This is a genomic window from Alicyclobacillus contaminans DSM 17975, from assembly GCF_000429525.1.
GTDB classification, from domain to species: domain Bacteria; phylum Bacillota; class Bacilli; order Alicyclobacillales; family Alicyclobacillaceae; genus Alicyclobacillus_A; species Alicyclobacillus_A contaminans.
Genome location: NZ_AUCA01000010.1, coordinates 58,814 through 83,809, shown reverse-complemented (window position 1 = coordinate 83,809; position 24,996 = coordinate 58,814). Strand labels below are relative to the sequence as shown.

29 protein-coding genes are annotated in these 24,996 nt (G+C 58.6%); 3 read left to right on the top strand and 26 right to left on the bottom strand.

All coding sequences use genetic code 11. The features are described 5' to 3' along the window. Nucleotides 1-411: 411 nt before the first annotated feature. Nucleotides 412-861: a ComE operon protein 2 gene (locus G463_RS19110; protein ID WP_035485962.1), complete on the top strand. Its 450-nt coding sequence runs from the start codon at nt 412-414 to the stop codon at nt 859-861. A gap of 60 nt (nt 862-921) precedes the next feature. Beyond that, complete coding sequence (cmpA, locus tag G463_RS22785; RefSeq protein ID WP_156900105.1) at nt 922-1,035, top strand: cortex morphogenetic protein CmpA; 114 nt, start codon at nt 922-924, stop codon at nt 1,033-1,035. A 58-nt stretch (nt 1,036-1,093) separates the two neighbouring features. Here cmpA and G463_RS24005 read toward each other — a convergent pair whose 3' ends face one another. The 25 genes from G463_RS24005 to yabG all read right to left on the bottom strand — a co-directional run bounded on the left by G463_RS24005 (nt 1,094) and on the right by yabG (nt 23,601). After that, a complete protein-coding gene (locus tag G463_RS24005) occupies nt 1,094-1,276 on the bottom strand; it encodes a DUF2759 family protein (RefSeq protein ID WP_026974443.1) in 183 nt (60 codons plus the stop codon). Nucleotides 1,277-1,404: 128 nt separating this feature from the next. Further along, on the bottom strand, nt 1,405-1,608 hold the full coding sequence (locus G463_RS0106055) for a hypothetical protein (protein ID WP_051321998.1): 204 nt from the start codon (nt 1,606-1,608) through the stop codon (nt 1,405-1,407). 81 nt (nt 1,609-1,689) lie between these two features. After that, nucleotides 1,690-2,100, bottom strand: a complete 411-nt coding sequence (locus tag G463_RS0106050; protein ID WP_026974441.1) for a S1 domain-containing RNA-binding protein — start codon at nt 2,098-2,100, stop codon at nt 1,690-1,692. Nucleotides 2,101-2,230: 130 nt separating this feature from the next. Beyond that, nucleotides 2,231-2,575 carry a septum formation initiator family protein gene (locus G463_RS0106045; RefSeq protein WP_084171276.1) on the bottom strand — a complete coding sequence of 115 codons (345 nt, stop codon included), beginning with the start codon at nt 2,573-2,575 and terminating at the stop codon, nt 2,231-2,233. A 38-nt stretch (nt 2,576-2,613) separates the two neighbouring features. After that, nucleotides 2,614-3,201 (bottom strand): spore cortex biosynthesis protein YabQ, encoded by a 588-nt coding sequence (gene yabQ, locus G463_RS19105; RefSeq protein ID WP_051321996.1) that lies wholly within the window; start codon nt 3,199-3,201, stop codon nt 2,614-2,616. Nucleotides 3,202-3,203: 2 nt separating this feature from the next. After that, the gene (yabP, locus tag G463_RS0106035) at nt 3,204-3,581 is read right to left on the bottom strand and encodes a sporulation protein YabP (RefSeq protein WP_245575702.1); all 378 of its coding nucleotides are present in this window, start codon (nt 3,579-3,581) and stop codon (nt 3,204-3,206) included. Between the two features lie 67 nt (nt 3,582-3,648). Then, a complete protein-coding gene (locus G463_RS0106030) occupies nt 3,649-3,924 on the bottom strand; it encodes an RNA-binding S4 domain-containing protein (protein ID WP_026974438.1) in 276 nt (91 codons plus the stop codon). Then, on the bottom strand, nt 3,925-4,197 hold the full coding sequence (locus tag G463_RS0106025) for an HU family DNA-binding protein (RefSeq protein WP_026974437.1): 273 nt from the start codon (nt 4,195-4,197) through the stop codon (nt 3,925-3,927). A gap of 63 nt (nt 4,198-4,260) precedes the next feature. Then, the gene (yabN, locus tag G463_RS19100; protein ID WP_035485956.1) at nt 4,261-5,754 is read right to left on the bottom strand and encodes a bifunctional methyltransferase/pyrophosphohydrolase YabN; all 1,494 of its coding nucleotides are present in this window, start codon (nt 5,752-5,754) and stop codon (nt 4,261-4,263) included. 37 nt (nt 5,755-5,791) lie between these two features. Beyond that, complete coding sequence (locus G463_RS0106015; RefSeq protein WP_026974436.1) at nt 5,792-7,399, bottom strand: putative polysaccharide biosynthesis protein; 1,608 nt, start codon at nt 7,397-7,399, stop codon at nt 5,792-5,794. Nucleotides 7,400-7,593: 194 nt separating this feature from the next. Then, nucleotides 7,594-8,133 (bottom strand): stage V sporulation protein T, encoded by a 540-nt coding sequence (gene spoVT / locus G463_RS0106010; protein WP_026974435.1) that lies wholly within the window; start codon nt 8,131-8,133, stop codon nt 7,594-7,596. Between the two features lie 208 nt (nt 8,134-8,341). Then, entirely contained in the window at nt 8,342-11,887 is a 3,546-nt protein-coding gene (mfd, locus tag G463_RS0106005; protein ID WP_051321994.1) for a transcription-repair coupling factor, read from the bottom strand. Nucleotides 11,888-12,046: 159 nt separating this feature from the next. Beyond that, nucleotides 12,047-12,292 carry an anti-sigma-F factor Fin gene (locus tag G463_RS0106000; protein WP_026974433.1) on the bottom strand — a complete coding sequence of 82 codons (246 nt, stop codon included), beginning with the start codon at nt 12,290-12,292 and terminating at the stop codon, nt 12,047-12,049. 101 nt (nt 12,293-12,393) lie between these two features. Further along, the gene (pth, locus tag G463_RS0105995) at nt 12,394-12,966 is read right to left on the bottom strand and encodes an aminoacyl-tRNA hydrolase (RefSeq protein ID WP_026974432.1); all 573 of its coding nucleotides are present in this window, start codon (nt 12,964-12,966) and stop codon (nt 12,394-12,396) included. Between the two features lie 50 nt (nt 12,967-13,016). Continuing rightward, entirely contained in the window at nt 13,017-13,961 is a 945-nt protein-coding gene (locus G463_RS0105990; RefSeq protein ID WP_026974431.1) for a ribose-phosphate diphosphokinase, read from the bottom strand. Beyond that, nucleotides 13,961-15,361, bottom strand: a complete 1,401-nt coding sequence (glmU, locus tag G463_RS0105985; RefSeq protein ID WP_026974430.1) for a bifunctional UDP-N-acetylglucosamine diphosphorylase/glucosamine-1-phosphate N-acetyltransferase GlmU — start codon at nt 15,359-15,361, stop codon at nt 13,961-13,963. Before glmU ends, G463_RS0105990 begins: the two co-directional genes overlap by 1 nt. A 185-nt stretch (nt 15,362-15,546) precedes the next feature. Then, nucleotides 15,547-15,822 (bottom strand): septation regulator SpoVG, encoded by a 276-nt coding sequence (gene spoVG, locus G463_RS0105980; protein WP_026974429.1) that lies wholly within the window; start codon nt 15,820-15,822, stop codon nt 15,547-15,549. A gap of 205 nt (nt 15,823-16,027) precedes the next feature. Further along, a complete protein-coding gene (locus G463_RS0105975) occupies nt 16,028-16,402 on the bottom strand; it encodes a RidA family protein (protein ID WP_026974428.1) in 375 nt (124 codons plus the stop codon). Continuing rightward, complete coding sequence (gene purR, locus G463_RS0105970; RefSeq protein WP_026974427.1) at nt 16,399-17,244, bottom strand: pur operon repressor; 846 nt, start codon at nt 17,242-17,244, stop codon at nt 16,399-16,401. Before purR ends, G463_RS0105975 begins: the two co-directional genes overlap by 4 nt. An 88-nt stretch (nt 17,245-17,332) precedes the next feature. After that, nucleotides 17,333-18,187, bottom strand: coding sequence for a 4-(cytidine 5'-diphospho)-2-C-methyl-D-erythritol kinase (gene ispE / locus G463_RS0105965; protein WP_026974426.1), 855 nt, complete (start codon nt 18,185-18,187; stop codon nt 17,333-17,335). 92 nt (nt 18,188-18,279) lie between these two features. Then, a complete protein-coding gene (gene cphA, locus G463_RS19095) occupies nt 18,280-20,928 on the bottom strand; it encodes a cyanophycin synthetase (protein ID WP_035485949.1) in 2,649 nt (882 codons plus the stop codon). Beyond that, nucleotides 20,925-21,767 carry a cyanophycinase gene (locus G463_RS0105955; RefSeq protein WP_026974425.1) on the bottom strand — a complete coding sequence of 281 codons (843 nt, stop codon included), beginning with the start codon at nt 21,765-21,767 and terminating at the stop codon, nt 20,925-20,927. The genes cphA and G463_RS0105955 overlap by 4 nt, the downstream gene beginning before the upstream one ends. 138 nt (nt 21,768-21,905) lie before the next feature. Then, nucleotides 21,906-22,100: a small, acid-soluble spore protein, alpha/beta type gene (locus tag G463_RS0105950; RefSeq protein ID WP_026974424.1), complete on the bottom strand. Its 195-nt coding sequence runs from the start codon at nt 22,098-22,100 to the stop codon at nt 21,906-21,908. Between the two features lie 195 nt (nt 22,101-22,295). Continuing rightward, nucleotides 22,296-22,571: a biofilm formation stimulator Veg gene (gene veg, locus G463_RS0105945; protein ID WP_026974423.1), complete on the bottom strand. Its 276-nt coding sequence runs from the start codon at nt 22,569-22,571 to the stop codon at nt 22,296-22,298. Between the two features lie 169 nt (nt 22,572-22,740). Then, entirely contained in the window at nt 22,741-23,601 is an 861-nt protein-coding gene (gene yabG / locus G463_RS0105940; RefSeq protein WP_026974422.1) for a sporulation peptidase YabG, read from the bottom strand. Between the two features lie 85 nt (nt 23,602-23,686). Between yabG and G463_RS21635 the strand changes: the two genes are divergently transcribed. Continuing rightward, on the top strand, nt 23,687-24,508 hold the full coding sequence (locus G463_RS21635) for a hypothetical protein (protein ID WP_051321993.1): 822 nt from the start codon (nt 23,687-23,689) through the stop codon (nt 24,506-24,508). 11 nt (nt 24,509-24,519) lie between these two features. Here G463_RS21635 and G463_RS0105925 read toward each other — a convergent pair whose 3' ends face one another. Further along, entirely contained in the window at nt 24,520-24,996 is a 477-nt protein-coding gene (locus G463_RS0105925) for a ribonuclease H-like YkuK family protein (protein ID WP_051322001.1), read from the bottom strand.

Below are 24,996 nucleotides of genomic sequence, written 5' to 3'. Positions count from 1 at the left end.
AGGCAAGGATCGCTCACATCCGGCAGACGCAATTGCCAAAGGATCACGTAGAGCGGATTATACAAATGTATACAGAGCAGACCGAGCAACTACAACTTGATATCGCCGTTTAGACGGTTTCAACTGGACAGAAACCAAAACAAGGAAGTGTCATCAAGGCCAAGGGATTCGTATGCCCTTTATAAGCTGTCTATCGTTACCGCTTGTGGATACCGACCACTCCACCTGGTTTCCAAGGAATGAATACCCATAAGAGGAAAGTGAATTGCTGTGTTTTACGCCCTCATAAACTCATTCGGAAGGCTTTTCGGACACGCTCATAATGTGAGAAAACAGCGGGTGGGCGTACAACCCCCGGGAAAGAGACGGTGATATCCTGTGACCCCCGAAGACAGGCAGCAATCGACACGTATGTCCTGGGAAGAGTTTTTTGCCACGCAGAGTCGAGTGATGGCCCTGCGATCGACATGCCCCCGGCTGGCGGTGGGATGCGTCATTGTCCGAGACAAGCGCATGATTGCCAGCGGATACAACGGTTCCATTGTCGGAGATGTGCATTGCGTGGATGTTGGATGCAAGATTGTGGATGGACATTGCGTACGAGCCATCCACGCCGAACAAAACGCTCTGCTGCAGTGCGCTCGCTTCGGCATATCTACAGAAGGCGCCGATTTGTACGTCACGCATCTGCCATGTTTGCAATGCACCAAGAGCATCATTCAGGCTGGCATTCGGCGGGTATTTTATGAAACGCCGTATCGTCCGGATCCATACGCCGCGGAATTGTTTGCTCTGGCCGGCATCCCGGTTCAACAGGTGCACAGCAATCTGACATCGTTCCTGGCGCTTCAGCGTCCATAGGCGCACAATCCGTCCCCGCACATATAGATGAATTAAGCAACTTTGCGAGGGGTTGATGGAATGCCGGATTGGCTTTGCAGTCAACTGCGCAGGGCGTTCCAAAGTCGCGACGCGAAATCCATACAAATGTTGAATCAAGCGTTTTTCCGCTACCGCGCAACCATTCAGAAATGACGAAGCGCCCTCGTCCGTGGCAACACGGTGCGAGGGCGCTTCCGGCTCGGCGGCGGAGCTACGCATGCAACGTGGCGGCAATCCACGTGCTGTAGCCGAACACCAAAGTGGACATAAGCAATAAGACACTGCCGAACAGATTCCGTTGTCGTATCAGGCGAACCATTCCCAGTATCGACATCAGAGTGAAGAGAAGCAGAAAGATGGCGATAATCCAGGGGTGAAGATAGTGTCCTCCCAAGGCCGATCACCTCGCGTCGCATCTGAATGTACGACTGGCTGCAACCAAATTATAGTTCATGGGTCTTCTATGGGTAAAGGCGTCGCATGAACAGCGGAGCAGCGGCCCTGGAGGCTGACCTCAACCCTTCAAGATGCTGGCGACACCAACTGACCGCCAAATTTCAGCGCGATGTTCTCCAGCACGGACATATCCACCGGGCCCAGCTGCACTTTGTACATATCCAGAGATATGTGACACCCATCCCGGTCATTCTCATTGTCGAACTTCAAGATGACGCGCTGGCCATCCACCAACTCATATTCCAAGTAGTACGTGTCGGAACTCCCCACGCTTCGGCACACCTTTCCCTCTTGAAGCTTGTTCCTCAGAATAAACGAGAAGGGGCACCGCGTGCCCCCAACCGTCTGCAATTAACCTCGGCGACCGCCGCGCCCACCGCGCTTGGATTCACTTCGGCGCAGCGCCTGCAACCGATCTTCGCTGTCCTTCATGAAGCGCGAAAGTTTATCTTCAAAGGATTGCCGATGGAACCCCCCTCCACCGTGCCGCCCCCGATACGGGCGTTCTCCAGACGGGGGATTCGGATTCTCCATCGTTTGCCGTATGGACAAGCCGATTTTCCCATCCTTATCCACATTGATGACTTTCACGGTCACTTCGTCGTTGATTTTGAGGTGTTCATGGATGTCCTTCACATAGCTGTGTGAAATCTCAGAGATGTGCACAAGTCCTGTCACACCTCCCGGCAGCAATACAAACGCCCCGAAATGTGTGATGCCCGTGACCTTCCCCGACAACTTGCTGCCGACTTCAATGGACATACAGAAGAAATGCCTCCTCTAAGCATATGGACCTATCCAATTCTAATATTAGAAATTATGCGCGCGCAATTCAAGTGTTCCGAAACCCGGCCACAAAAATACCCCGTTCCGAGAACGGGACGCCCTCGCCTCAGTGGCTGACATTGAACGCCACCTGTCCAGGCAAGATGAGGTTGTAGTGTTCGCTGGCGTATTTCGCGATGTACTGGTCGTTCTGCAGTTGCTTGGATTGCTCAACCAGCTCCGCGTGCTGGCGATTGGCCGCATCCAACGTCTGCTGCAGCTGAGCCTGCTTCTGTTGAAGCATTCGCAGTTGCGGATACTGCACGTGCCAATAGTAGTACAGGGCCCAGCCACAGACCAAAATCAGCGCGACGTACCGCAAGCGGATCTTTCTACGACGAACGGGCGCAGTTGCTCGCCCCATACCGGATTTTGGAACCCGTGCTGTCGGCAAAGTGGAAATGCGGGACACTCGTCAGGTCATCTCCTTGTCGGGGTTGTCCGAATCACCTAAGCCCGTCCCCATCGTTTCAGAAGCCACTTCGACACGGTGCCGCAGAACTCCTCCCAATGCATCCGGCATTTCGCAAAAAATCGCTGAATCAGCGGGCGCTGCAGCAGCCAGCGTACAAGCAGCAGGCGCAGCCAGAACTCCGCCACTCGAAATCCCCAACTCTCCAACACACACAACACCGTATAAAGGACGCGCAGGATCCCGATGACCAGCAAACACAGGAGACGGATTGGCCGAATCGTCAACACCTGAAGGACACGGAGAACGCTGCGCAGGATGGCCTGTACCATACGCACAATGTAAAAGGCGCTGCGGACCACCGGTCGATGCAGCGTGACGCGGTGAATAAGCCACCCCGCCAGCAGCAGGCCAAACGTGTAGACCCGAAGCATCCCGTCGTCCGTGATGAACGCGACATAGTACACAGCGACCGCAGAGACGATCCAAAACGCCAGATCCAGCGTCGAGCGCAGCCAACGAAGCCATTTCGAGGCGCCGGTAACCGTGTTGTAAATGTCGAACACCACACCCATCAGAAGTCCCATCAACAGCAGGCTGGCAATGTATGAAACCTGGCTCCCCATGGTTAACGAAACAGCGCTCCGGACAGTCTGCGCTTCTTCTCCTTCGGTGCAATGTACGACAGGCTGGTTACCGTGCCCTCAATGATGACGACGCCGCTCTGCAGATCGAGGTGCTTCATGTGCAAATCCCGCCCCTGAATGGACAGCGGCCCTTCGTTCGTTATCAGCGTGAATGCCGTGGTGTCAAAGCTCTCCACGCTGGCCACACCGGTCACCTCCACCGATTTCCGACCAAGAATGTGAAGATCATGGGCTGCCTTGCCGTCCACGCGAATCCCCCCAAACTCGTCCATCCGGTCTTCTTCCCCAGTGTATGCGCCAGCCAAGAGAGAATAGAACCGTTCACCCCGCGTCAAATCAAAGAGACTGCCGACATACATCGGCAGTCTCTTTGATTCATCAATTCACCACGACCGTCTGCGGGTGCAAACCTCGGTTGCCGGTGGCTCAGGTTTCTGGACCTTCTTCGAGTCCTCGGCCGTCACCGAGCCACTCGTACATGCTCTCCGCCTGATCTTTCCGCGGATTCTCCAGCAGTTGCAAAACCCGAGCCTGCACCGTCCGCTGCCCGTAGTGAATCGTCAGCACATCTCCGACTTTCACTTCCGAGCCCGGCTTCGCGACCTTGTCGTTAATCAGGATGCGTCCCGCGTCTGATACTTCCTTGGCTACCGTGCGCCGCTTGATAAGTCGGGACGATTTCAGGAATTTGTCGAGACGCAATTACTTGGTCAGTTCCTTCAAACGGTTGCCCGGTTTGAACGCCGGCACCGTGGATTCCGGAATTTCAATCACTTCGCCGGTCTGCGGATTGCGTCCGGAACGAGCGGCACGCTTCCGGGTTTCAAACGTCCCGAAGCCAATCACCTGAACCTTCTCGCCAGCGGCCAGCGCCTCTTCAATCGCAGCAAACACGCTGTTGACTGCTTGCTCGGCATCCTTCTTCTTGAGGCCGGTTTGCTCTGCTACCTTATTCACAAGTTCATTCTTGTTCACGCGTTTAGCCCCCTTCATGGGAATATCCGAAAGTTTTATTCGTGCCAGAACGGAGAAATCCTGCTAATTCAGCGGCCGCCCCGTAGATTTCGCACGGTTTTTTGCCTGCTTCCAAAATTCCTCCCAGTCGGACGTACCAATATTCGCTGCGCGCGATGGATTTTCCTTTATTTTTTCCTCCACAAAGCGAAATCTTTCTGCAAACTTCTCGTTCGCCTTCGACAACACATTGTCCACGTCGAGCGACAACCAGCGCGCCACGTTCACCAATGTGAACGCAACATCACCCAATTCCTCCGCCACCCGGTCGGCGTCGCCCGCTGCAGACATCACTTCGGTCTCAAGTTCATGCACTTCCTCCTTCAGCTTCTCCAGGACGCCATGCACACTGTCCCAGTCAAATCCGACCGATGCCGCCTGCTTCTGAATGTCTGCGGCCACTGTCAGCGGGTGACGCGCCCACTTCACCTGATCCATTAGGGACTGCGGTTTCACCGGCGGCTCCTCGGCCCGCTTTGCCTCCCGCCACAGGCGATTGGCGTCCGCCACCCCCGCTGCGGTTTGCTCGCCAAAGACGTGCGGGTGGCGGCGAATCAGCTTGTCCGAAAGGGCTTCGAACACATCGCGGATCGAAAAAACTCCCGTTTCGCTGGCAATTTCGGCGTGGAGCAACACCTGCAGCAGCAGATCGCCCAGTTCATCCGCCAACGCTTCCGGATCTTCCTGTTCAATCGCGTGAGCCACCTCGTACGCTTCCTCAATCACGTACTTCTTTAAGGACGCGTGCGTCTGCTCTCTGTCCCAGGGACACCCTTCAGGCGACCGCAGAATGTGCACCAACTCCGCCAGTTCCCACGGATCTCTACGCCGCGCCGGAGACCGTTCCGCAGCAGGAGCGACGTACACGGTGGTGAGATGGTCTATCCAGTCCAGCCTGTCCAACTCGTACAAAGGCACGTTCTCCACGCGCTCCAGTTCCGATACGCCGGCCGCTCGAACCACCGTCACGGGATGATGGTCCGGGTACACCTCCATCAGCGTCAACTTCACGTCGGAAGCCACTGTGGGATGATACACCTGCACAATCAGCGTATGTAAATTGGGCTGCAGATTCTGCACTGCCAGATTGGTGCCGTCGAGCAGCATCAACCCTTCAATCGGGTCAATCCGAAGCGCGGCGCAGACGGAGTCCAAGAAACTGTGACCGGCGCCTAACACAATCTCCACGGAGGGACCGGCCATGCGGTACAGATTCTGCACCGACTGCTCGGCCATCAGCGGGTGGCCGGGTACGGCATACACCACTTCTCCCTGTTGTTCGGCCATTTGTATCAAACGCGCGGCCATGTCCTCGTACACCTGTGCGAATTCCTCGCCGGTTTCGTACAGATCGTCCAACGAAGTGAACGCAAGCCCTTCTCCCGCCAACTCCGTTACCACTGGATGCCGTTCCGTCCTGAGAATAATCGGTCTCCCGGATTTCAACATCTGATAGGTTCCCATCGGCAGACCCGACATGTCGCCTGGCCCCAGACCTACCACGAAAATTTTCGCCAATCCGTCCACCTCCACATCCGCCGCTTGGCCGTTGGCCCTAGGGATTCAGCCACCCCAACCGCTGGCACCAGGCGGCCAGGCGAGGGCCGATGCGGGGAATGGCCGCCACGTCCTGCTGGCGCACGCTGCCCGTGACCAACAGCGCCACGGCGTAAATCGCTATCGCAATACCGACCATGATACCACTGGCTGCTGCAATTCCCATACGCCCCCACGCCATTCCGCCCATCCAGCGCCATTGCCGCTCCATGGCGAAGACGGCGGCGCCCATGATGAACGTGGCCAGCGCCGGACGGGCAAACCAACCGCGCCAGTGCAGAGGGAGGTGCAGCCGATGGCGGAGCGCCACGAAATTCAGGAGCGTCGCCACCGCGTAGCTGAACACCGTGGCCCACGCCGCGCCACGAATGCCATAACCAGGCACCAACAGCAGATTTCCACAGAGTTTCACAGCCGATGCGAGCAGCAGATTCAGCACGGGCAGGTACATCCACCCGGCCCCCTGCAGGACGGCGGCGACCGTCGTCTGAAGACTGGCGAAAACCGTGGCGCAGGCCATGGCCTGAATCACGTCCACGCCCGCCGCGTCCTTGAACAGCGCGACGTCCACGGGTCCGGCCAACAAAAGCAGTCCGATGCCCGCCGGCAGGGCAATCAGGACCGTCAAGCGAATGGCGGTGTCCACCCTATCCGAAACGAGTCCGCGAAAACCGAGAGTGAACGCCTCGGATACGGCGGGCATCACCGCCACCCCAATCCCGGCGGCCAATGTTGTGGGCAACATCATCAACTTAAATGCCCGCCCCGTCAACAGTCCGAAGTCCGTGGTGGCCTGCACCTGCGTTTCCCCCGTATGTTTCAGCAGGTTGACCACGGTGACCACGTCCACGTTGTTCATCAGTGGCACCACCAGCGCGCCGAGGCTGATGGGAAACGCGGTCAACAGCAGCTGCTTCGCCAGCGTCCGACCGGACAAACTGTCCGGCCGACGCCCCACCGGACGAGTCTGCTGTTGCCGGAGCCAATATCCGACCATCATCAGCAGCCCCGCCAATGCGCCGGTGACCGCCCCGAAGGCCGCTCCCGCAGCCGCCATTTCCTTGCCGAATCCTGCAGCCGTAAGCCAGATGGCCAGGCCGAGAATGGTCATCACCCGAACAACCTGCTCCACCACCTGGGAAGCCGCTGTCGGTTGCATCCACTGATATCCCTGGAAGTACCCCCGCAGCGCGCTCAGAGCGGGCACCACCAACAGCGCCGGTGCAATCGCGCGGATGGCCCATGCAGCGGCCGGATCGCCCGCCAATTTGGCCCAGGCGTCCGCCCAACCGTAGAGCAACACAAAGGAACCCGCCCCCAAGGCGGAGAGCAGCACAACCGCCATGCGAAAAACTTGCCGCACTCCGTATTCATCGCCGAGGGCGACACGTTCGGACACCATCTTTGAGATGGCCACAGGAAATCCCGCCGTGGCCACGGCCAGCAGCGTCGCATAGACGGGGTACGCCATTTGAAACAGCCCCATCCCCTGATCTCCCATCACATTCTGCAGCACGATGGTGTACACAGACCCCAGCAGCTTGCTTACCACGGCGGCCAACGCGAGCAACAGGGCGCCGTACACAAACCCGTGACGCTGTGGCACTTGTCTCCCTCCGTTTCCATCCGGCGCGCCCGGACGCCGGTAGTGTCCATGTATCCACTGCTATAGGTATGGACAGACCCAGGGAGATAGTCCCGCCGAATGCGCGCCAACGAAAAAAGCTGCCTCGGAGGGCGAGATGGCCTGTCCGAGACAGCTTCTTCGTTACGCGTTGCGTCCTCCTGTGAAGACGCGCTTCACTGCTCCATTTGTTTGCCCAAGAATCCCGCGGCGGTTTCCGCCAGCTTGCGCTCCAGTTCTCCCATCTTCACGCCATCTTCGCGAGACACCAAAATCACGCTGCCAATCGGATCGCCCGCTGCGATGATGGGCGCGATGACCCGCGACGAAAACTTTTCGGTGCGATCCCGGACAACGGCGTATTCTCCCGCACCATTCACGATGGTCTTTCGATCCTCCATGGCCTGTTCCGCGTCTTCCCCGATGGGCTTGTCCTGAAAGTCCTTCTTGGAAGCGCCCGCCACGGCGATGATGACGTCCCTGTCCGTGATGAGGGCGATATGTCCGGTGGAATCCGCCAGCGACTCTGCGTATTCCTTGGCAAAATCACTCAGTTCACCGATTGGCGAATACTTCTTCAAGATCACTTCGCCATCCCGGTCTACGAAGATCTCCAAGGGATCTCCTTCACGAATCCGCAACGTTCGTCGAATTTCTTTCGGAATCACGACGCGACCGAGGTCATCAATCCTACGCACGATGCCAGTAGCTTTCAACCGTAGATCCCCACCCTTGTTGTGATGTACTGCTGTTTCCGAACCTCACCCCTGTTTTGCCTGCAGGTCGTTATGGCGAAAACCAATATGTGTATCGAACGACTGCGGATTCCTGACGTGCGCTTATTATGTTTCGACAACCAGGCCGCTATGCAAACAGGGCGAGGATTGATCGCGGACCGGCCTGTGCCAATCCAGGAGAATGGTGTTAACGAGCCACCGGCTCCGCTTCCGCGCTCGATTTGACCACCGTGTGAAAGTCCGCAAGAAACTTCAGGAGTCGTTTGCACAGCTCTCTGTCTCCCAGTCCTTTGGTGCGAAAGACGATGTGCAGGCTCCCGTTGCTTTTCTTCAGGTACTGCCCCGCATGCACTTTGGTGAGCCCGAACAACTTCGCCTGATCAATTTCCGGCGCCTTCTCTGGGGCCACGCGGATCACCGTCTCCGCACCGTGCGTAGAAATCCCCTCGATGCCGTACTGCGCCGCGGCACTCTTCATCCGCGTCACATCGAGCAAATTCCGAACCGCATCCGGGAGATCTCCGTATCTATCCTCCAGCTCTTCCTCCAGATCATCCGCTGCTTCCGCACTGCGTACAAACTTGAACTTCTTGTACATGGCAATCTTCTGGGCTGCATCTGGGATGAAGGAATCGGGCAGATACGCCTCCAAGCCGAGATCGATGGTCGGCTCCGGCAATTCCTCTTGTACTTCTCCGCGCACTTCTTTCACGGCTTTGGCGAGCATGTCGTTGTACATGTCGAACCCCACGGAGTTGATGAATCCGTGCTGTTCCGCGCCGAGCAGATTCCCCGCGCCGCGAATGGCCAAATCCCGCATTGCAATCTTGAACCCGCTGCCAAGCTCGGTGAACTCCTTGATGGCTTGCAGGCGTTTTTCCGCGACCTCCGTCAGCACCTTGTCTTTCTGGTACGTGAAGTACGCGTAGGCAATGCGGTTGGAGCGTCCAACTCGCCCGCGCAGCTGATACAACTGGCTCAGTCCAAGCCGATCCGCGTCATACACAATTAGCGTATTTACATTGGGAATGTCAAGTCCGGTCTCGATGATGGTGGTGGTCACCAGGATGTCGATGTTGCCGTCCAGGAAGTCGAGCATCACGCGCTCCAGTTCTTCCTCCGCCATTTGACCGTGCGCCACGGCGATGCGGGCGCTGGGCACCAGGCGCTGCACGCGCTCGGCCATGGACTGAATGTTATTGACCTGGTTGTACAGGAAGTACACCTGGCCCCCGCGGTTCAATTCGCGCTCCAGCGCTTCCCGGACCAGGCTCTCGTTGTATTCCGCCACGTAGGTCTGAACCGGGAACCGGTTTTCTGGCGGCGTTTCAATCACGGACAAATCGCGCACCCCGAGCAGTGACATGTGCAGCGTGCGCGGAATGGGCGTTGCCGTCAACGTCAGGCAATCGACGTTGGTCCGCAGTTGTTTGAGGCGCTCCTTGTGCGTCACACCAAACCGTTGTTCTTCGTCCACAATCAGCAAACCCAAGTCCTTGAACTGAACGGATTTCTGCAGCAGCCGATGGGTGCCGATGATGACATCGATGCTGCCGTCTTTCAAACCCTTCAGGATGGCCTGCGCTTCGGACTTGGTGCGAAAACGGCTGAGCACCTCCACGGTGGCCGGGAAACCGCTGAACCGTTCTTTGAACGTGTCATAGTGCTGATGGGCGAGAATGGTTGTCGGCACCAACACCGCGACCTGTTTGCCGTCAATCACTGCCTTGAATGCCGCGCGAATGGCCACCTCCGTCTTGCCGTAGCCCACATCGCCGCACAGCAATCGGTCCATTGGCCGCGATTTCTCCATGTCTCGCTTGATTTCTTCAATCGCCCGAAGCTGATCCGGCGTTTCTTCGTACGGAAACATCGCCTCGAATTCTTTCTGCCAAGCCGTATCCGGGGAAAACGCGTAGCCTGGTGCCGACTGTCTGGCCGCGTACAGTTTGACCAGGTCCTCCGCAATGTCCCGGACAGACTTGGACACCCTCTGTTTCACTCGATTCCAGTCGTTTCCGCCGAGGTGGTACAGTTTGGGTGCCTTGTCCTCCGAACCGATGTACCGCTGCACCTGGTCAATCTGTTCCACTGGCACGTACAGGCTGTCGTTCCCCGCGTACTGCAGATGCAGGTAGTCCTTGTGCTTCCCGTCAATCTCCAGCGTCCGAATGCCCAGGTACTTGCCGATGCCGTGGTTGACATGCACCACGAAGTCGCCAGGCTGAAGGTCCGTATAGCTTTTGATCCGCTCGGCATCCGTCATCTCGGCGCGGACCCGGCGCGGCTTTTTCCTCTCTGTGAACACCTCCGTCTCCACGACCACCGCAATCCGCTGCAGCGGCAGTTCAAACCCGTTCGCCAGGTTGCCGACGAGGATCACCGGACCACTGCCGGACGTGAGGGAGGAGACGTGGCGCACATCCATCCGGTAGTCGTTGAGCACGCGTTCCATGCGCTCCGCCCGCTCCTCGGTGGCGGCGAGAAAGATCACCTGCATGTGACTGTGCTGCCAACGCTGCAGTTCGGCTTTGAGCACGTTCATCTGACCGTGAAACTGTTGCATCGATTTGAAAGAGACGTTGTAGGCGGCGCCGTAGCGTTTGCCACTGCCGCGCGTAAATGTGGAGAATTCCACCCCGTGTTTTCCCTTGTGTTCCCAGACCGTGTGGTACTGTGGCACGGCCATGGTGTGGGAGAGCAGTTCGCCGCGCAGCAAACCGCTCGACAACCATTCGCTGAAATCCTTTTCGAGTCCCCGTTGTCGTTCCTGCAAGCGGGAGGGTTCGTCCAGAATCACCACGCTTCCCTGCGGCACATGATCCAACAGCGTGGCCGTGTGCGCCGCCAGCAATTCGGTGTACCTCAGCAGTCCGAAAAAGGGGATGCCGGAGGCAAGGCGCGCCACGTCCGCGCCGACCACGGTCTGCAGGCGGTCCTTCACGTCCAGATCCGTCACCGTTCGCAGGCGCTGCTCCAACGCCGCTCGCAAAGATTCCGCAGCGTCTTGCATCGCCGAGGTCGGCACGACAAAGTCAAACGCCGGAACCACCTCAACCTGTTCGCACTTTTCCAAGGAACGCTGACTTTCCGTATCAAAGGTTCGGATGGAATCGATTTCGGTGTCGAACAATTCAATGCGTACCGGATGTTCGTGCGTCAGCGGGAAGATGTCCAGAATGCCGCCGCGAACGGAAAACTGTCCGCGCGTCTCCACCAAATCCACCCGTTCGTATCCATTTCCGACCAACTGTTCAATCTGCGCATCCAGGGCGATTTCATCCCCCACCCGGAACACCATTTTCCGAGTCTGCAGCTGTGCCCGCGTCATCACCGGCTGCACGGCCGACGACACGGTTGCGACCAAGATGCCCGGACGGCCGGACGCCAGGTGCTCCAAGACCCGCAGGCGATTCACCGTCACGTCGCGGCTGTAAGCCACCACATCCACCACGGACAGCTCCTGTTCCGGGAACAGGAGCACCTCGTGGCCCGGCATGAATTCCCGCAAATCTTCGACAATTTGCTCTGCTTGCCCCATCGAATGCGCAATCACTAGCGTGGGCCGATTGGCTTGCTGCTCTTGTTCGAACCAGTGGATGGCTGCATAGAACAAATGGCGGGCGCTTCCGCTGACCCCGGTCACCAGTCCGTCGTGGTTGCCTCGGCGCAACTGACTCCACCACTGCCGAAACTCAGGGTCCGCAGCAATCACACGAACCAAATCAATCACGGTACTCCTCCTCCATCCCTCAACAACACAAACAGCCCGAAAGCCAGCTGCAGGACACCTGCAGCCGAACTTTCGGTCCACCTCACATCCATGTCCAGGTTCTGTATCCGTGGAGCACCCGTCTCGAAATGGGGCCCTGAATCAGGCTTCCACCTTACATTATTGCAGTACTTTCCCTTCGATGAGCAACTCCGGATGCTGCTCCACCGCCTGTTGGCAATGTTGGCATATGGTCTGCACCGTCATGACTCCCTGCGATCCGTACACGGATACCCACTCCATCCGCTCCGCAGGGCTCAGCTGCTGCAGACCGCAGTACCGTTCCGCATCCGCCTGCGACCACTCCGGCCTGTCCAAGGCCCCCACCAGGTGCTTGCAGTGTTTGCACCAATATTCCACACGCATGTGCCGTTCGCTCCGTTTCCATCGCCGATTCCACCAGCGGTACTGGTATTAGTATGGAAACGGGACCGGCTGGCCATACGTGCAACGGCGCCATACCCTCGTTAATTCATCGCATTGTATCGGTTCATCGCCATTTCAAAGCCGTGGTGCAGCGCAAAATCCACCGCGTCCGCGGCCCGCTGAACCGCCTCCTGCACAACGGGCAAGACCGGTGAGGAAAACGGGCTCAATACGTGATGAACCACCGTCTGTTCCGCCTCAGGGCGACCAATCCCCACGCGAAGGCGCGGAAACACGTCGCCTCCCAGATGCTGAATGATGGATTTCATCCCGTTATGGCCGCCCGCACTGCCCTTTTGCCGCAGGCGCACCTGACCCGGTGGAAAGTCCATGTCATCATAAATAATCCAAACATCCGCGGCCGGTGTCAATTCACTGTAGAAGGCGACCACCTCGCGAACCGATTCCCCGCTAAGGTTCATGAAGGTCAGGGGCTTGCAGAGCAGCACCTTTTCTCCGGCCACTCGCGTCTCGCCCACCAACGCGTGAAATTTCTCGCGGGAGACCGGTGTGTTCCAGCGCCTCGCCAGTTCGTCAACCACCCAGAAACCCACGTTATGTTTGGTCGCAGCGTATTTATCCCCCGGATTTCCGAGGCCCACAATGACCTTCATGCTCGCCCCGCTTTCCGTATCATACTCCGCTGCCGTCGACATCACACCGGTCAGTCGAACAACTGACTGATGGAGCGGTGCGTATGCACCCGCATGATGGCCTCCGCAATCAGTTCGGCGACGGACAGCACCTTGATTTTGTCAATCCGTTTTTCCGGCGGCAACGCGATGGTATTGGTGACCACAATTTCGCGAATCGCCGACCGCTTCAGCTTCTCCACGCCGTCTCCGGACAGAACCGGGTGAATGCAGCAAGCGTACACTTCCTTCGCCCCGCGTTCCAACAGCGCCTGCGCACCCAGCGTGATGGTCCCGGCGGTATCAATCATGTCATCAATGAGGATGGCCGTCTTCCCCTGAATTTCCCCAATGATGTTCATCACTTCCGCCACATTGGCATCCGGGCGCCGTTTATCAATAATCGCCAACGGCGCTTCCAAGCGCTCCGCCAACGCCCGGGCGCGCGTCACGCCGCCCATGTCCGGAGAGACCACGACCGGATTTTCAATCCGCTTGTCCAGAAAATAGTTGGCCAAAATCGGCATGCCAACGAGATGATCGAGCGGAATGTCAAAAAAGCCCTGAATCTGCCCGGCGTGCAAATCCATACAAATGATGCGGCTGGCTCCCGCTTTCTCCAGCAGATTCGACACCAGTTTGGCCGTGATGGGGTCTCGGGCGCGCGCCTTTCTATCCTGCCGCGCATAGCCATAATAGGGAATCACCACGTTGATGGAACGGGCGGACGCCCGCTTCAGCGCGTCAATCATAATCAACAGTTCCATCAGGTGCTCGTTCACCGGAGCGGACGTCGGCTGCACAATGAACACATTGCATCCGCGCACGCTCTCCCCAAGTTGAATCCGCACCTCCCCATCCTTGAAGCGGCTCACCACACAGTCTCCGAGAGAAATCCCAATGTGATCCGCTATCTCGTGAGCCAGGTCTGGATTCGCGTTGCCGGTGAACAGTTTCAAATCCCCGTCCCGAAACATTACGAACGACTCCCTTCCCCCGCGTTCTCCGCTTTGCGCTGCTTCCACGCTTGCACGTAATCGGCCTTTGTGACCTGGCGACTGCGCCCGATGGCGAATCCATCCGCAGGCACGTTGTCCGTGATGGTCGATCCGGCACAGACATACGCACCATTTCCAATCTCCACAGGGGCAATCAGGTTGACGTTGGATCCCACGAAACTACCATCGCCAATCACTGTCCTGTGCTTCCGTTCACCGTCGTAGTTCACAGTGATGACGCCGCACCCGACATTCACATCCCGGCCGACATCCGCATCCCCGACGTACGCCAAGTGGCTGACCTTGGTGCCGGCCCCAATTCGACTGTTCTTCACTTCAACAAAGTCGCCAATCTTGACGCGTTCGCCAATCTGGCTGCCCGGGCGAATATATGCAAACGGCCCCACCTTGGCCGCTGGCCCAATCTCGCAATCCAGCGCCACCGACTGCTGGACAGTGACGCCGTCCGCCACCTGCACATTGGTCAATTGGGTGTTCGGACCAATGACGCAATCCTCGCCAATCGTGGTGCGGCCTTCGAGAATAGTGCCCGGCAAGAGAACCGTATCGCGGCCGATGGTCACATCCAAACCAATATAGGTGTGCTCCGGATTGACGATGGTCACGCCTTCCTTTGCCCACCGTTCACAGATTTGCGCGCGTAATATCGCTTCCACCGCCGCCAATTGGGCGCGGTCGTTGACGCTGGCAATCTCCCGCTCGTCCGCGACATCCACGGTGCACACGGTACCACCCTTCTCATTGAAAAACGCCAGCGTATCTGTCAGATAGTATTCTCCCTGCGCGTTGTTTGGACGCAATTGTGGCAACGCCTCCAGCAAGTCCGCTGTGGCGAACGCGTAAATTCCGGTGTTGATGCGATGAATCGCCCGCTCCTCAGGGGTCGCATCCTTCTCTTCCACAATTCGCACAAACCGGCCCTCGGGGTCGAGAATCACACGGCCGAGTCCCGTTGGATTCTGAACGTTGGCGGTCAATACCGCCGCACTGGCCGCGTGCTGCTCACGCGCCGACAGCAATGTTTCCAGGGTCTCTGCGCGAATCAACGGTGCATCCCCGTACAGGACCACCGTCGTGTCATTGTGTGTATCCAACTTCCCAACCGCGGCCTGCACCGCGTGGCCCGTTCCCAACTGCTGTTCCTGAACGGCTATTTCGGCACGGGTACCCACAACCGCTGCAACCGCTTCCCGCTGCTGCCCGACAACCACAATCACTTGGTCCAACCGCAGCTTCTCCAGCTCGTCCAAGATGTGCAGTATCATCGGCTTGCCACAAACTTCGTGCAGCACCTTGTGGCGTTTTGATTTCATTCGTGTGCCGAGTCCCGCGGCCAACACGATTGCACTCCTGCCCACATCATCGCCTCCAAGCCAACCAATCTTATTTAGTGTACCTGATGCCCCTTCCCGATTTCAATTTATGCAGCCCCCGCGGATTTGACGAAACAGCGGCAGTTGCCCTGAAATGGGTTCCAGTTTCGGCAGGAGTCGACAAAGCATGAAAAAACCCTGACGAATCAGGGTTTGGCTTGCGCACCACATCATGCGCTCGGCTGTTCCACTTCTTCGGCTTTATGGTATTCCTCCAGTACCGCGTCCTGAATCTTCTGCCGCGTCTCTGACGAGATGGGATGGGCGATGTCACGAAATTCACCATCCGGAGTCTTTTTGCTCGGCATCGCGACGAACATACCATTATTGCCGTCAATTACGCGAATATCGTGCACAACGAACTCACCGTCAATGGTAATGGATGCTATCGCTTTCATCCTTCCTTCTCCATTGACTTTGCGCAGGCGAACATCGGTAATTTGCATCGGTTTCACCATCCTTTTTATCCCAATCGGATGATAATACCATTGGTATTCCACAACCCCAAACAAAGTCCTGCTTTCACCTTAGAATTTTTAGAATTATTTTGTGATGCACGTGGAAAGAAAAACACCGTTCCGCTCTCGCAAAACCAGAGCAGAACGGTGTGTCAAATTTTGTGGAAACGTGCGTTGGCCTTCGCCCGCCGCCTCAGTTTTTCACCGCGATGAGCTCAATCTCCACCTGCACACCCTTCGGCAGCGCGGCCACCTGAACGCAGGAACGTGCCGGCCGGTGATCTCCGAAGAACGCGCCATATGCCGCGTTGACCTTGTCAAAATCAGCCAGGTCGGTCATAAAAATGGTGGCCTTGGCCACTTGATTCCGCTGCACCCCCGCAGCCGTGAGTACGGCGTCGAGGTTCTTCAACACCTGTTCCACCTGTTCCTCAATGCCGCCCGTCACGAGCGTACCATCCGGACGCAGCGGAATTTGTCCAGAAGTGAAGACGAGGTTTCCCACTTCCACCGCCTGCGCGTACGGCCCAATCGCAGCCGGTGCATTGGATGTCGCGATCGTTTTCATTCTGCTTCTCCTCCCTGTCTGTTGGTGCCATCGCCAAGGTGCTGGCGGCCGCCCGGAACAATCAGCACGTCCCGGCCTTCCTCCAAGGGTCCCACGGAAAACAGAGCGTGGTAGTCGTCCACCAATTTGGTCTCCGGTTCCAACGTCGCCATGAACACCGCGGTCCCGAGCACCTCGGCGTCAAATTCCGCCAGGAGACGCTTGACCGTCTGCACCGTGGCTCCGGCCCGCATGAAGTCATCCACAATCAGCGCCCTGGCGGCCGTCGGCATGGCGCGCCGGGAAACCGACATCGTCTGGATGCGACGCGTAGAACCGGATACGTAGTGGACACTGACCGCCGCCCCGTCCGTAACCCGGTGTTCCCGTCGCACCACCACCACCGGAACGTGCAGGTAATGCGCCGTCGCCACCGCAATCGGAATACCCTTGGTCTCCACCGTCACCACGACGTTCACCGGGCTGTCGGAAAACCGCTCGGCCAACAGGCGGCCCGCAAAATCGAGGACGTCCGGATCCCCGAGCACATCCGACATATACAGAAATCCCCCCGGCAAAATCCGCGCCGGATCGGCCAATTGGTCGATGATTCGCTGTTCAAACCGCTCCCTGAGCGACGTCGGAACACGCACTTGAAAGCGGACGCCGCCGCCTGCTCCTGCAATCGTATGTACCCGGCCAAGTTCCTCCTGCGCCAACACGTCCCGAATCATGGCAACGTCTTCGCTCACCGACGACTTGGCCGCACCGGTTCCATCCGCCAATTCCGCCAAAGAGACGGTGGAATTGGGTCTGTCCAGCAGGTATTTGGTTATGCGAATCAAGCGCTCCGAACGCCGCACACAGCCCGCCTCCCGGTTCCCAACACCGTGGACCGGCGCCGGTTTCGTCCCAGGCGAAAGGCGCCGGCCCAATTCACTAGCGACTATATCACACCGGCGTGAACCGGCACAAATGGACGTCCCGGATGAACCCGCGCAGCGCGTTGTACGTTCGCTGCGCCTGGCTCTGCGTGGGCAGCAGCAGATACAGCGTGGGGCCGCTGCCCGACATGTACACCGGTTGACCTGTCACCGTTCGAATGCGATCCGCCAGCGCCCGCACCTCCGGATACAATCGGAACGTGGTCGCCATCAGTCCATTCGTGTACGCCTGCCGCACCCGCTCCAAGTCACCTTCCTGCAGCGCTTTGACCATGCGCGGGCTGGCCGGCGCCGAAGCGTACTGTTCTGGCAGCGTGGCCTCGTACACATCCGCTGTGGAGACGAACACCGGCGGACGTGTCAGCACCACAAAGGCCCGCAGCGAATGCGTGAAACGGTGAATCCGCTCGCCGCGTCCGGAAGCCACGGCCGCGCCGCCGTAGACACAGAACGGCACATCCGATCCAATTTCCGCCCCCATGTCCGCCAGTTCATCCAAACTGTACCCGGTCTGCCAAAGCCGGTTCAAACCGCGCAGCACAGCCGCAGCGTCCGCGGACCCGCCGGCCAACCCGGCCGCCACCGGAATGTTCTTTTCGATTTTCAGTCGGAGCCCGCGGCGAATCCCCGAACGTTCCCGGAACAACTCGGCGGCGGCCACGGCCAGATTGCGATGATCCAACGGGATGTGCGGTGCGGTGGCATCCACGATCACCGCGTCCTGGTCCATCTCTTCCATCCACAGCAAATCAGAGAGATCCAACGTCTGCATGACCATATCCACGCTGTGGTATCCGTCCTGCCGCTTGCCCAAGACGTCGAGGGTCAGATTGATTTTCGCGTATGCACGTTCTACCAGCACAACGGTCCACCTCAACTCCCAACATCATCCCAGACCGTTGTCCGCAACGCAAGCCTCTGTGCGAAGAGACCCTAAACTTTTTTCCAAATGCGCTACTGCAAGGCAGATGACGGGATGAAGGGCCTCTGCTCCTGCAATCCGTCCTTGCGTTGTCCTCCCAGGTCCAGCACAACCTGCTGCACCCGGTCAAACGACTCGTAAAACAGAACCACGACGTCCCCAGGCAGCGCCTGCTGAATCGCAAAACGGAGCGCCTCAGCCTCATCGAGGACAATGGTGCACGGCACCTCCGGTCTGTCCCTGCGAATCCGCTCCGCCATCAGCCCCGCCACTTCACCCGGCTGCCGCCCGCGCTTGTCCACGTCCTCCTTGACGACCACGGCATCGAAAATCCCGCTGAGAACACCGGCACCCTGGGAGATCACCGCGTCAGACCGGTCTCCTGGAACACCCACCACGCCAATCAACCGCCGATGCGGCACCCGGGTCAGCCACTCGCCCACTTTTTGAAAGCCGTCGGGATTGTGCCCGTAATCGAGCACCACCTGGCAGCCGTTGGGCATGCAAAACACCGTACAGCGGCCGGGATTATGCAGGCTGGGCTGGAACGTGCACAAGCCTTTCGCCACCTGCTGCCGCGTGCAGCCCAACGCCCGCAGCGCGGCGGCCGCAGCCAGACAGTTTTCGACCTGAAACCGGAGCGCCCCGCCGCCGGTGAGCGGAACCCCCGCAACCGGGGCGATTTGCCAGGTCAAATTGCCGCGCGCTTCCACAAACCACCCTTCCGCTACATAATAACCGGTGCCACCGCACGCCAGGTGCCGAGCGAGGACCGGATGGCTTTGGCTGAGGGCAAAAAACGCTATGCGTTGGGGGAGCCGTTTGCCGAGCTCCACCAACTGCGGACATTCCGCATTCAGCACCACAACGCCGTCCTCCCACACGCATTCGGCGACCAGTGACTTCACGTGCATGAGGTCGTCAATGGTGTCAATCCCGTCCTGCCCCAGGTGATCTGCGGTGATATTGGTCAGCACAGCCACATTCGCGCAGTCGTACGCCAGACCCCCTCGGACAATGCCGCCGCGGGCGGTTTCCAGGACCGCCACCTCCACCGTCGGATCGGCCAAAACCATGCGCGCGCTGGCCGGTCCCGTCGTGTCCCCCTCCACCACCGGCTGACCGCCCACAAAGACACCACCGGTGGTCGTCATCCCAACCATCTTCCCCATCTGGTGCAGCGTATGGCCAATCAATCGTGTGGTGGTCGTCTTCCCGTTGGTCCCCGTGACAGAGACAATGGGGATACGACCCTGTCCATGCGGAAACAGCGATTGCACGATGGCGTCCGCCACCGGGCGCGGCAGACCGTGGGAAGGATGTTCATGCATCCGAATTCCGGGAGCTGCATTGACTTCAATCACCGTGCAGTGGTGAGGATGATACGGTTCCGTGGGGTGTTCGACGGCCAGGTCAATCCCGCACACGTCCAGTCCGATGACCGCCGCCACCCGCTCCGCCAGGCGGTGATAGGTGGGGTGGAGTTCATCCGTGATGTCAACGGCCTCACCGCCGGTGGACAGATTGGCGCTGTTGCGCAGCAACACCACGGCACCGGCGGGCGGAACGTCGTCCAGCGTCAGGTTCTGTCGCCGCAGCGTCGCTTCAACCACGGAGTCCACCACAATTTTGGTCAGCGGTTTCTCGTGTCCCTCTCCGCGCAGCGGGTTCCGGTTGATGGCGTCAATCAACGCCCGAATGCTGTCGCGGCCATTGCCGCAGACGCGGGCTGGCAAGCGCTCACTGGCTGCCACGTATTTGCCGCCCACCACGAGAAGACGGACATTGCGCCCGTTGACGTAACGCTCCACAATCACCTTGTCGGAGTACTGCGCCGCAATGCCGTAAGCCTCCAACACGTCTTGCGGCGAGCACAGGTTCAAGCAAACGCCTCGTCCCTGGTTCCCGTTGTAGGGCTTGACCACCACAGGCGCCCCAATCTCGCCGAACTGCGCCACCGCTTCCGCAGCCGATCTGGCAACCCCGCCGCTCGGCACGGGAATCCCCGCTTCCTGCAGAACGCGCTTCGTCAACTCCTTGTCGCAGGCGATGTCCACCCCGACCGCGGATGTCTGTTGCGTGATAGTCGCCTCCACCAGCTTGCGATGGCGTCCATAGCCGAGTTGAATGAGACTGCCAGCGTTCAGCCTGCGGACCGGAATCCTCCGGCGCAGCGCGGCATCCACAATCGCCTGGGTGCTCGGCCCAAGACCGGCCTCTCCCACGCGCCGCTTCGCCTCCGCAATCACCGATGGCGCCTCCGGCAGTTGTCCGTGAAGCAGCCGGTCCACCCACAGCATGGCCTGTTCCAGAAGCCAGGCCTGAGCCGGGTAGACCTGGCACTCCATGACCACGTCGTACAAACCGACGCCCCCAGCGTACACCGTCTTTCCAAAGTGGACGGATAATCCCGAACAGTGCGCCAACTCAATCGCCACGTGCTCAACGATGTGGCCGAAATATGTGCCGCCGTACAAACGCTCCACAAATCCGCCCGGTTCCCCTTTCGCGCAATGGTGGTCGCGCAACCCGGGCAGCGTGCGCAACAAATGATCCACAAATCCTGGAAATTCGTAGCTTTCCCGTTCGGCCAATTCCTCCAAGTCGATCCGGGCAATCAGCACCGGCTTGCGTATATATACATTCGGACCTTCCACATGGCGTACCGAAAGAATCTTCATGGTGTCAGCTCCTTGCTCCGGCTGGTTTCCCACTGCTGCCAATGGACGATGGGCGCCCGATTCCGCAGGTGAAAGCCATACCCTTCTGGGAGAATGTGGAGTTTTACGCCGCACAGTGCCAGCGATTCGTCGCTGCGTACGCGTTCAAGATTACTGTGGTCGAGCGCCCCTGCGTCCACCACACTGACCGCTCCCCTGCCAATCACCTTGAATGCGTCCCGTCCCACCACCACCGCTGTGTCCTCGTCAATGCCGAGGCCCAGGTGGTGGGGGTATTGGGCGACCGCGGACAACAGGCGGCCCAACCGGCCTCGCTGGGCAAAGTGCTGATCAATCACCACGCCATCCACAAACTCCATGCCCGGTGCCATCTGCACAATCCCGATGCGCGGGTTGGTTTCGGCCTCCCCGTCCACAATCATGGTGCTGGACATCATGGAAGCCCCTGCACTCGTACCACCCAGTGGGACCCCGTCCGCGCGAACCTCGTGCAGCATGGCATCAATTCGGGTGCCGCCGAGCAGCTTGGTGATGCGCAGTTGGTCTCCGCCCGTGAAGAAGATGCAGGTCGCATCGCGGATCATCTCCACCGCGCTGTCTCGATTGGCCGCTTTTCGATCCGAGACGTCAAACGTCCGGACATCTGCCGCCCCGAGTCGCTTGAACACCTCCACATAGTCCATGCCCACTTCAATAGGCAGTTCCGTTGCCACGGTCATCACGAGAACTTTCGCTGCAGAGCCGCCGCCTAACCGGAGAAACTCCCGAAGAATCCGGCACTCCCCGGTTTTGTCCTCGGCACCGCCGATGATCATTAACGGGCCAGGCTCACCTCGCAAGGAGAATCCACCTCGCTTTTTGTTCTCTGCCTAACGCAGGATGTCAAGCCACAATCGGCCTTAGCCTAACCGCCGCAGGATACCGGTATGCATGACCGCGACGTCAAACGGGCCGGGAAATCCCCGGCCCGGCCGTGCTCACTCCTGTCCGTGCGGTCGTTGTTGCTCTGCCAACGCTTGTTCGGCAATCTCGATGGCGCGTTTCACCATGTTCCCGGCATCGCGGGTGGTGATGCCTCCCCACCCCTCACGCTGCACGGTATCGTAGAACCCAAGCTCCTTCGCCAATTCGTACTTGAATTCCTCGGACATGATGCCCCGTCGTCTTCCCATCTGAACAACGCCTCCTTTGCAGAGTGACGGCAGGATTAGCCTGCCCGTCTCCGGTTGGCAAACACAGGAGGATTGTTCCAGCCGCCTTCAGGGTTTTCCAAAACCGAAGCACCGACGCTGTCGCCCATGCCGGGCGCACAAACAAAAAAGCGACTGAACAGCCAGTCGCTTGTCATAACATTTTGGGAATGTATCTTACGCTTGGGTATACGTGATTCGAACGTTATCCCCATCTCGGCAGACCATGAGTTCCACCGTCTCTGTAAGAACATCTGCATAGCTGTAGGAAACACGTTTAAACGTGCCATCGGGTGGATCGAGTTTGACTACGAACACAGAAGGATATGTCTCCTCGAGCACCCCAGTGCGTTCGACGGTTTTCCGACGTCCGCCGTTCGCACGTAGAAGGACTTTTTCCCCGATGAGTCCATCGAGGCTCTTCTTAATTTCGTGGAGCGCATTTCTCGTCAACACACACCACCTCTTTCCATCCGACATTGTACCATGGAAGAAGGGTATTGTCAACAAAGGTTTATAATTATAGCAACGCATGATTTCTATTGTCAATGGGTATTCCTCACTACTTTTGTCGAACGACGTGTCTTTCCATTGCGGTGGATGAAGTTCACTTGACGCAGACTCAGTACAGCGACTTCGGCAGGCCCAGCCGGTACTTGCCTCTGGACTCCAATCCTCCGACGCCGTCCGTACCAGTGTAGGTGGAACGGATGACGTCGTACACGTTGACCGTTTCATTGATGGGGGTGAAGGCGATTTTTTCCGCAATGAACACCGGATCGAGCGCGTGGATCATGATGCGTTGCGGAGAGCTGGCGAAATTCGCGCCGGCGTCGAGAATCGCTTCAAAATGGGATTGGCAGGCGCCCGCGATGATCACCAGATCATCCATGTTTCGCGAGTGCTTGCGGGCGGTCTGCACCGTCTTCACAAAGTGACCGGAATTGCGGTAGTTGAACAGGTCGGTCCACGACTTACCTTTGCGGATTAAACCGTCATGGCCAGTGATAATGAGAATGTCCGGTTCATACTTTTCCAACAAGCCCTTGACCGTCCCCGGCATTTCGGCTTCCCGCACATGATGTCCGATGGCCCGGATGCCCAGTTCCTTGTACATGTTCAAACATTTCTGCAGATAGGTGCCGTCACCGTCCAAGTGCAGAACCTGTCCGGGCCGCTCAAAAAAATCCGGATTGGAGTGAAAACGCGCTTCCTTGCGCAAGGATCGTTTCTCGGATTCCATGGCGCGGCGAGTGTGCACCAAGCGTAGACACTCGTCCTCGACGTGCTTGCGGTTCGCTTCAAATTGCTGCCGCTCTTCTTCACTCAACAGCTCCAGGTCGGAAAACGGCGCATCGGCCATCAGCCGCACGTCGATTCCCTTCAGAATGGCCGTTTCCGACGCTTCATCCACTTCAACGATGACAAAACAGAGATCTTTTCCGTACGACTTGCGCGCCACCAAATCTCCGGACTTCCACAAGGCCGCATCCTCCTTCAGCGGGGCGATTACACCCTAGCATATGGCCCGGTGAAGCCGGTTGTGACGAGGGGAGGCGAAACGCCGGATGACGTCCGAGGAGAACGTCTGCGGCATCATTGCCGTACAGAACGAGACGAGTTCCCTGAAAAACGTGCTTCGCCAACTGCACCGCGCGGGGGTCACCACCTGTGTGGTCGTGGTGAACCATATCGAGCCCGCCGCCGCACTGAACGCCGCGGAGGAAACCGCTGCGGCGTTGGCCATGCGTCTTCACGAAGTCTCGTTTGAGCACGGACTCGGCCCGGACATCGGTCGATCCGTCGGAACCTACGCAGCCCTGCGGACTTTCCCGAATGCCAAGCGACTGTTGTACGTCGACGGTGATTGGATGGGCAGCTTCGGTCCGGCATTGGCCGAGTTTCTGAAGGAGGGGCGGGATGATGCGCTGGATTGTCTGTGGGTGGCCCACAGCGGAGACCCCCGCCCGGACATCGCGCTTTGGCAGGACACCCTGCACCACCAACATCCCCATTTAACCGATGTGGCGCCCAACGAGCTGCCGCTGTTGGTCGACCGCGCGGTGTTCGAATGGGTGTCTCCGCGTTGGTTGGCCCACCCCGGCCGATGGCTGGCCCTGCTTGCCGCGCACCGTCGCCCGCCGCTGCGGCTCGGCGTCAGCCGTGCCTGGTCCGCGCGCTATGCGGGAAATCCCGTGAAATCGGGACACCATCAGGCTGCCATGCGCGCCACACTGCTCGGCGACGCGCTGGACGGCTGCCGCCTGATGCTCTGCCAGAGGCCCGGTCGCACGTGGCGCGGACGCCTCTGGAACGGCTATCACACTGCCCGGCGGTTTGACGCGCTGGACGCCTTCGCCGGTTCCATCACCATCCATCTGCCGCCATAAACAAAGCCGACTCAGTGCTTGGTGTACCGGTCGGCTACTTTCGAGGCGCCGAATGAATCGGGCTTAATCCTCGCTTCATATCCACTTTGTGTGATCCAGGAGACAATTTCGCGCACCAGCTTGCGGGTGGCACCCTTCTGGCCGATGTCCAGGTGAACCTCCCATCCCCAATGGGCCCCGCGCTGGTTCAGATATTCTGATAACATGCCACCCGCCTGAAGCGAATACGACGCCTCCGTGAACATCCGCTGCCTCAGGGAATACATGTGCTGCTGATGTTCTCGATGAATGTAATAGCGGGCGCCTTTCCCCACGTGATGTACAATCACAGCTGTGACAAACGTCACCGACCGAGTCCCCGGTTTGGGCTGAGAGTCGGTGCCGACCATCAACCGAAACTCGTCCTTCGGAAAGGAACTGACCTGACTGAGAATGTCCTCAGCGACCTCCTGCAAGGTCATCATACCGCGGCTGGGGCTGTGAAACAT

What these genes read in the sequence shown, in the direction of transcription:
- cphA (WP_035485949.1), bottom strand. Translation starts at nt 20,928, where the DNA reads ATGAAGATTCTTTCGGTACGCCATGTGGAAGGTCCGAATGTATATATA.
- G463_RS19110 (WP_035485962.1), top strand. Translation starts at nt 412, where the DNA reads ATGTCCTGGGAAGAGTTTTTTGCCACGCAGAGTCGAGTGATGGCCCTG.
- spoVG (WP_026974429.1), bottom strand. Translation starts at nt 15,822, where the DNA reads ATGCAAATTACCGATGTTCGCCTGCGCAAAGTCAATGGAGAAGGAAGG.
- G463_RS21635 (WP_051321993.1), top strand. Translation starts at nt 23,687, where the DNA reads ATGACGTCCGAGGAGAACGTCTGCGGCATCATTGCCGTACAGAACGAG.
- yabQ (WP_051321996.1), bottom strand. Translation starts at nt 3,201, where the DNA reads ATGGGGAGCCAGGTTTCATACATTGCCAGCCTGCTGTTGATGGGACTT.
- yabP (WP_245575702.1), bottom strand. Translation starts at nt 3,581, where the DNA reads ATGTATGTCGGCAGTCTCTTTGATTTGACGCGGGGTGAACGGTTCTAT.
- G463_RS0105975 (WP_026974428.1), bottom strand. Translation starts at nt 16,402, where the DNA reads ATGAAAACGATCGCGACATCCAATGCACCGGCTGCGATTGGGCCGTAC.
- pth (WP_026974432.1), bottom strand. Translation starts at nt 12,966, where the DNA reads ATGAAGGTCATTGTGGGCCTCGGAAATCCGGGGGATAAATACGCTGCG.
- G463_RS0105950 (WP_026974424.1), bottom strand. Translation starts at nt 22,100, where the DNA reads ATGGGAAGACGACGGGGCATCATGTCCGAGGAATTCAAGTACGAATTG.
- cmpA (WP_156900105.1), top strand. Translation starts at nt 922, where the DNA reads ATGCCGGATTGGCTTTGCAGTCAACTGCGCAGGGCGTTCCAAAGTCGC.
- G463_RS0105990 (WP_026974431.1), bottom strand. Translation starts at nt 13,961, where the DNA reads ATGTTTCGGGACGGGGATTTGAAACTGTTCACCGGCAACGCGAATCCA.
- G463_RS0106000 (WP_026974433.1), bottom strand. Translation starts at nt 12,292, where the DNA reads ATGCGTGTGGAATATTGGTGCAAACACTGCAAGCACCTGGTGGGGGCC.
- G463_RS0105925 (WP_051322001.1), bottom strand. Translation starts at nt 24,996, where the DNA reads ATGTTTCACAGCCCCAGCCGCGGTATGATGACCTTGCAGGAGGTCGCT.
- G463_RS0106050 (WP_026974441.1), bottom strand. Translation starts at nt 2,100, where the DNA reads ATGTCCATTGAAGTCGGCAGCAAGTTGTCGGGGAAGGTCACGGGCATC.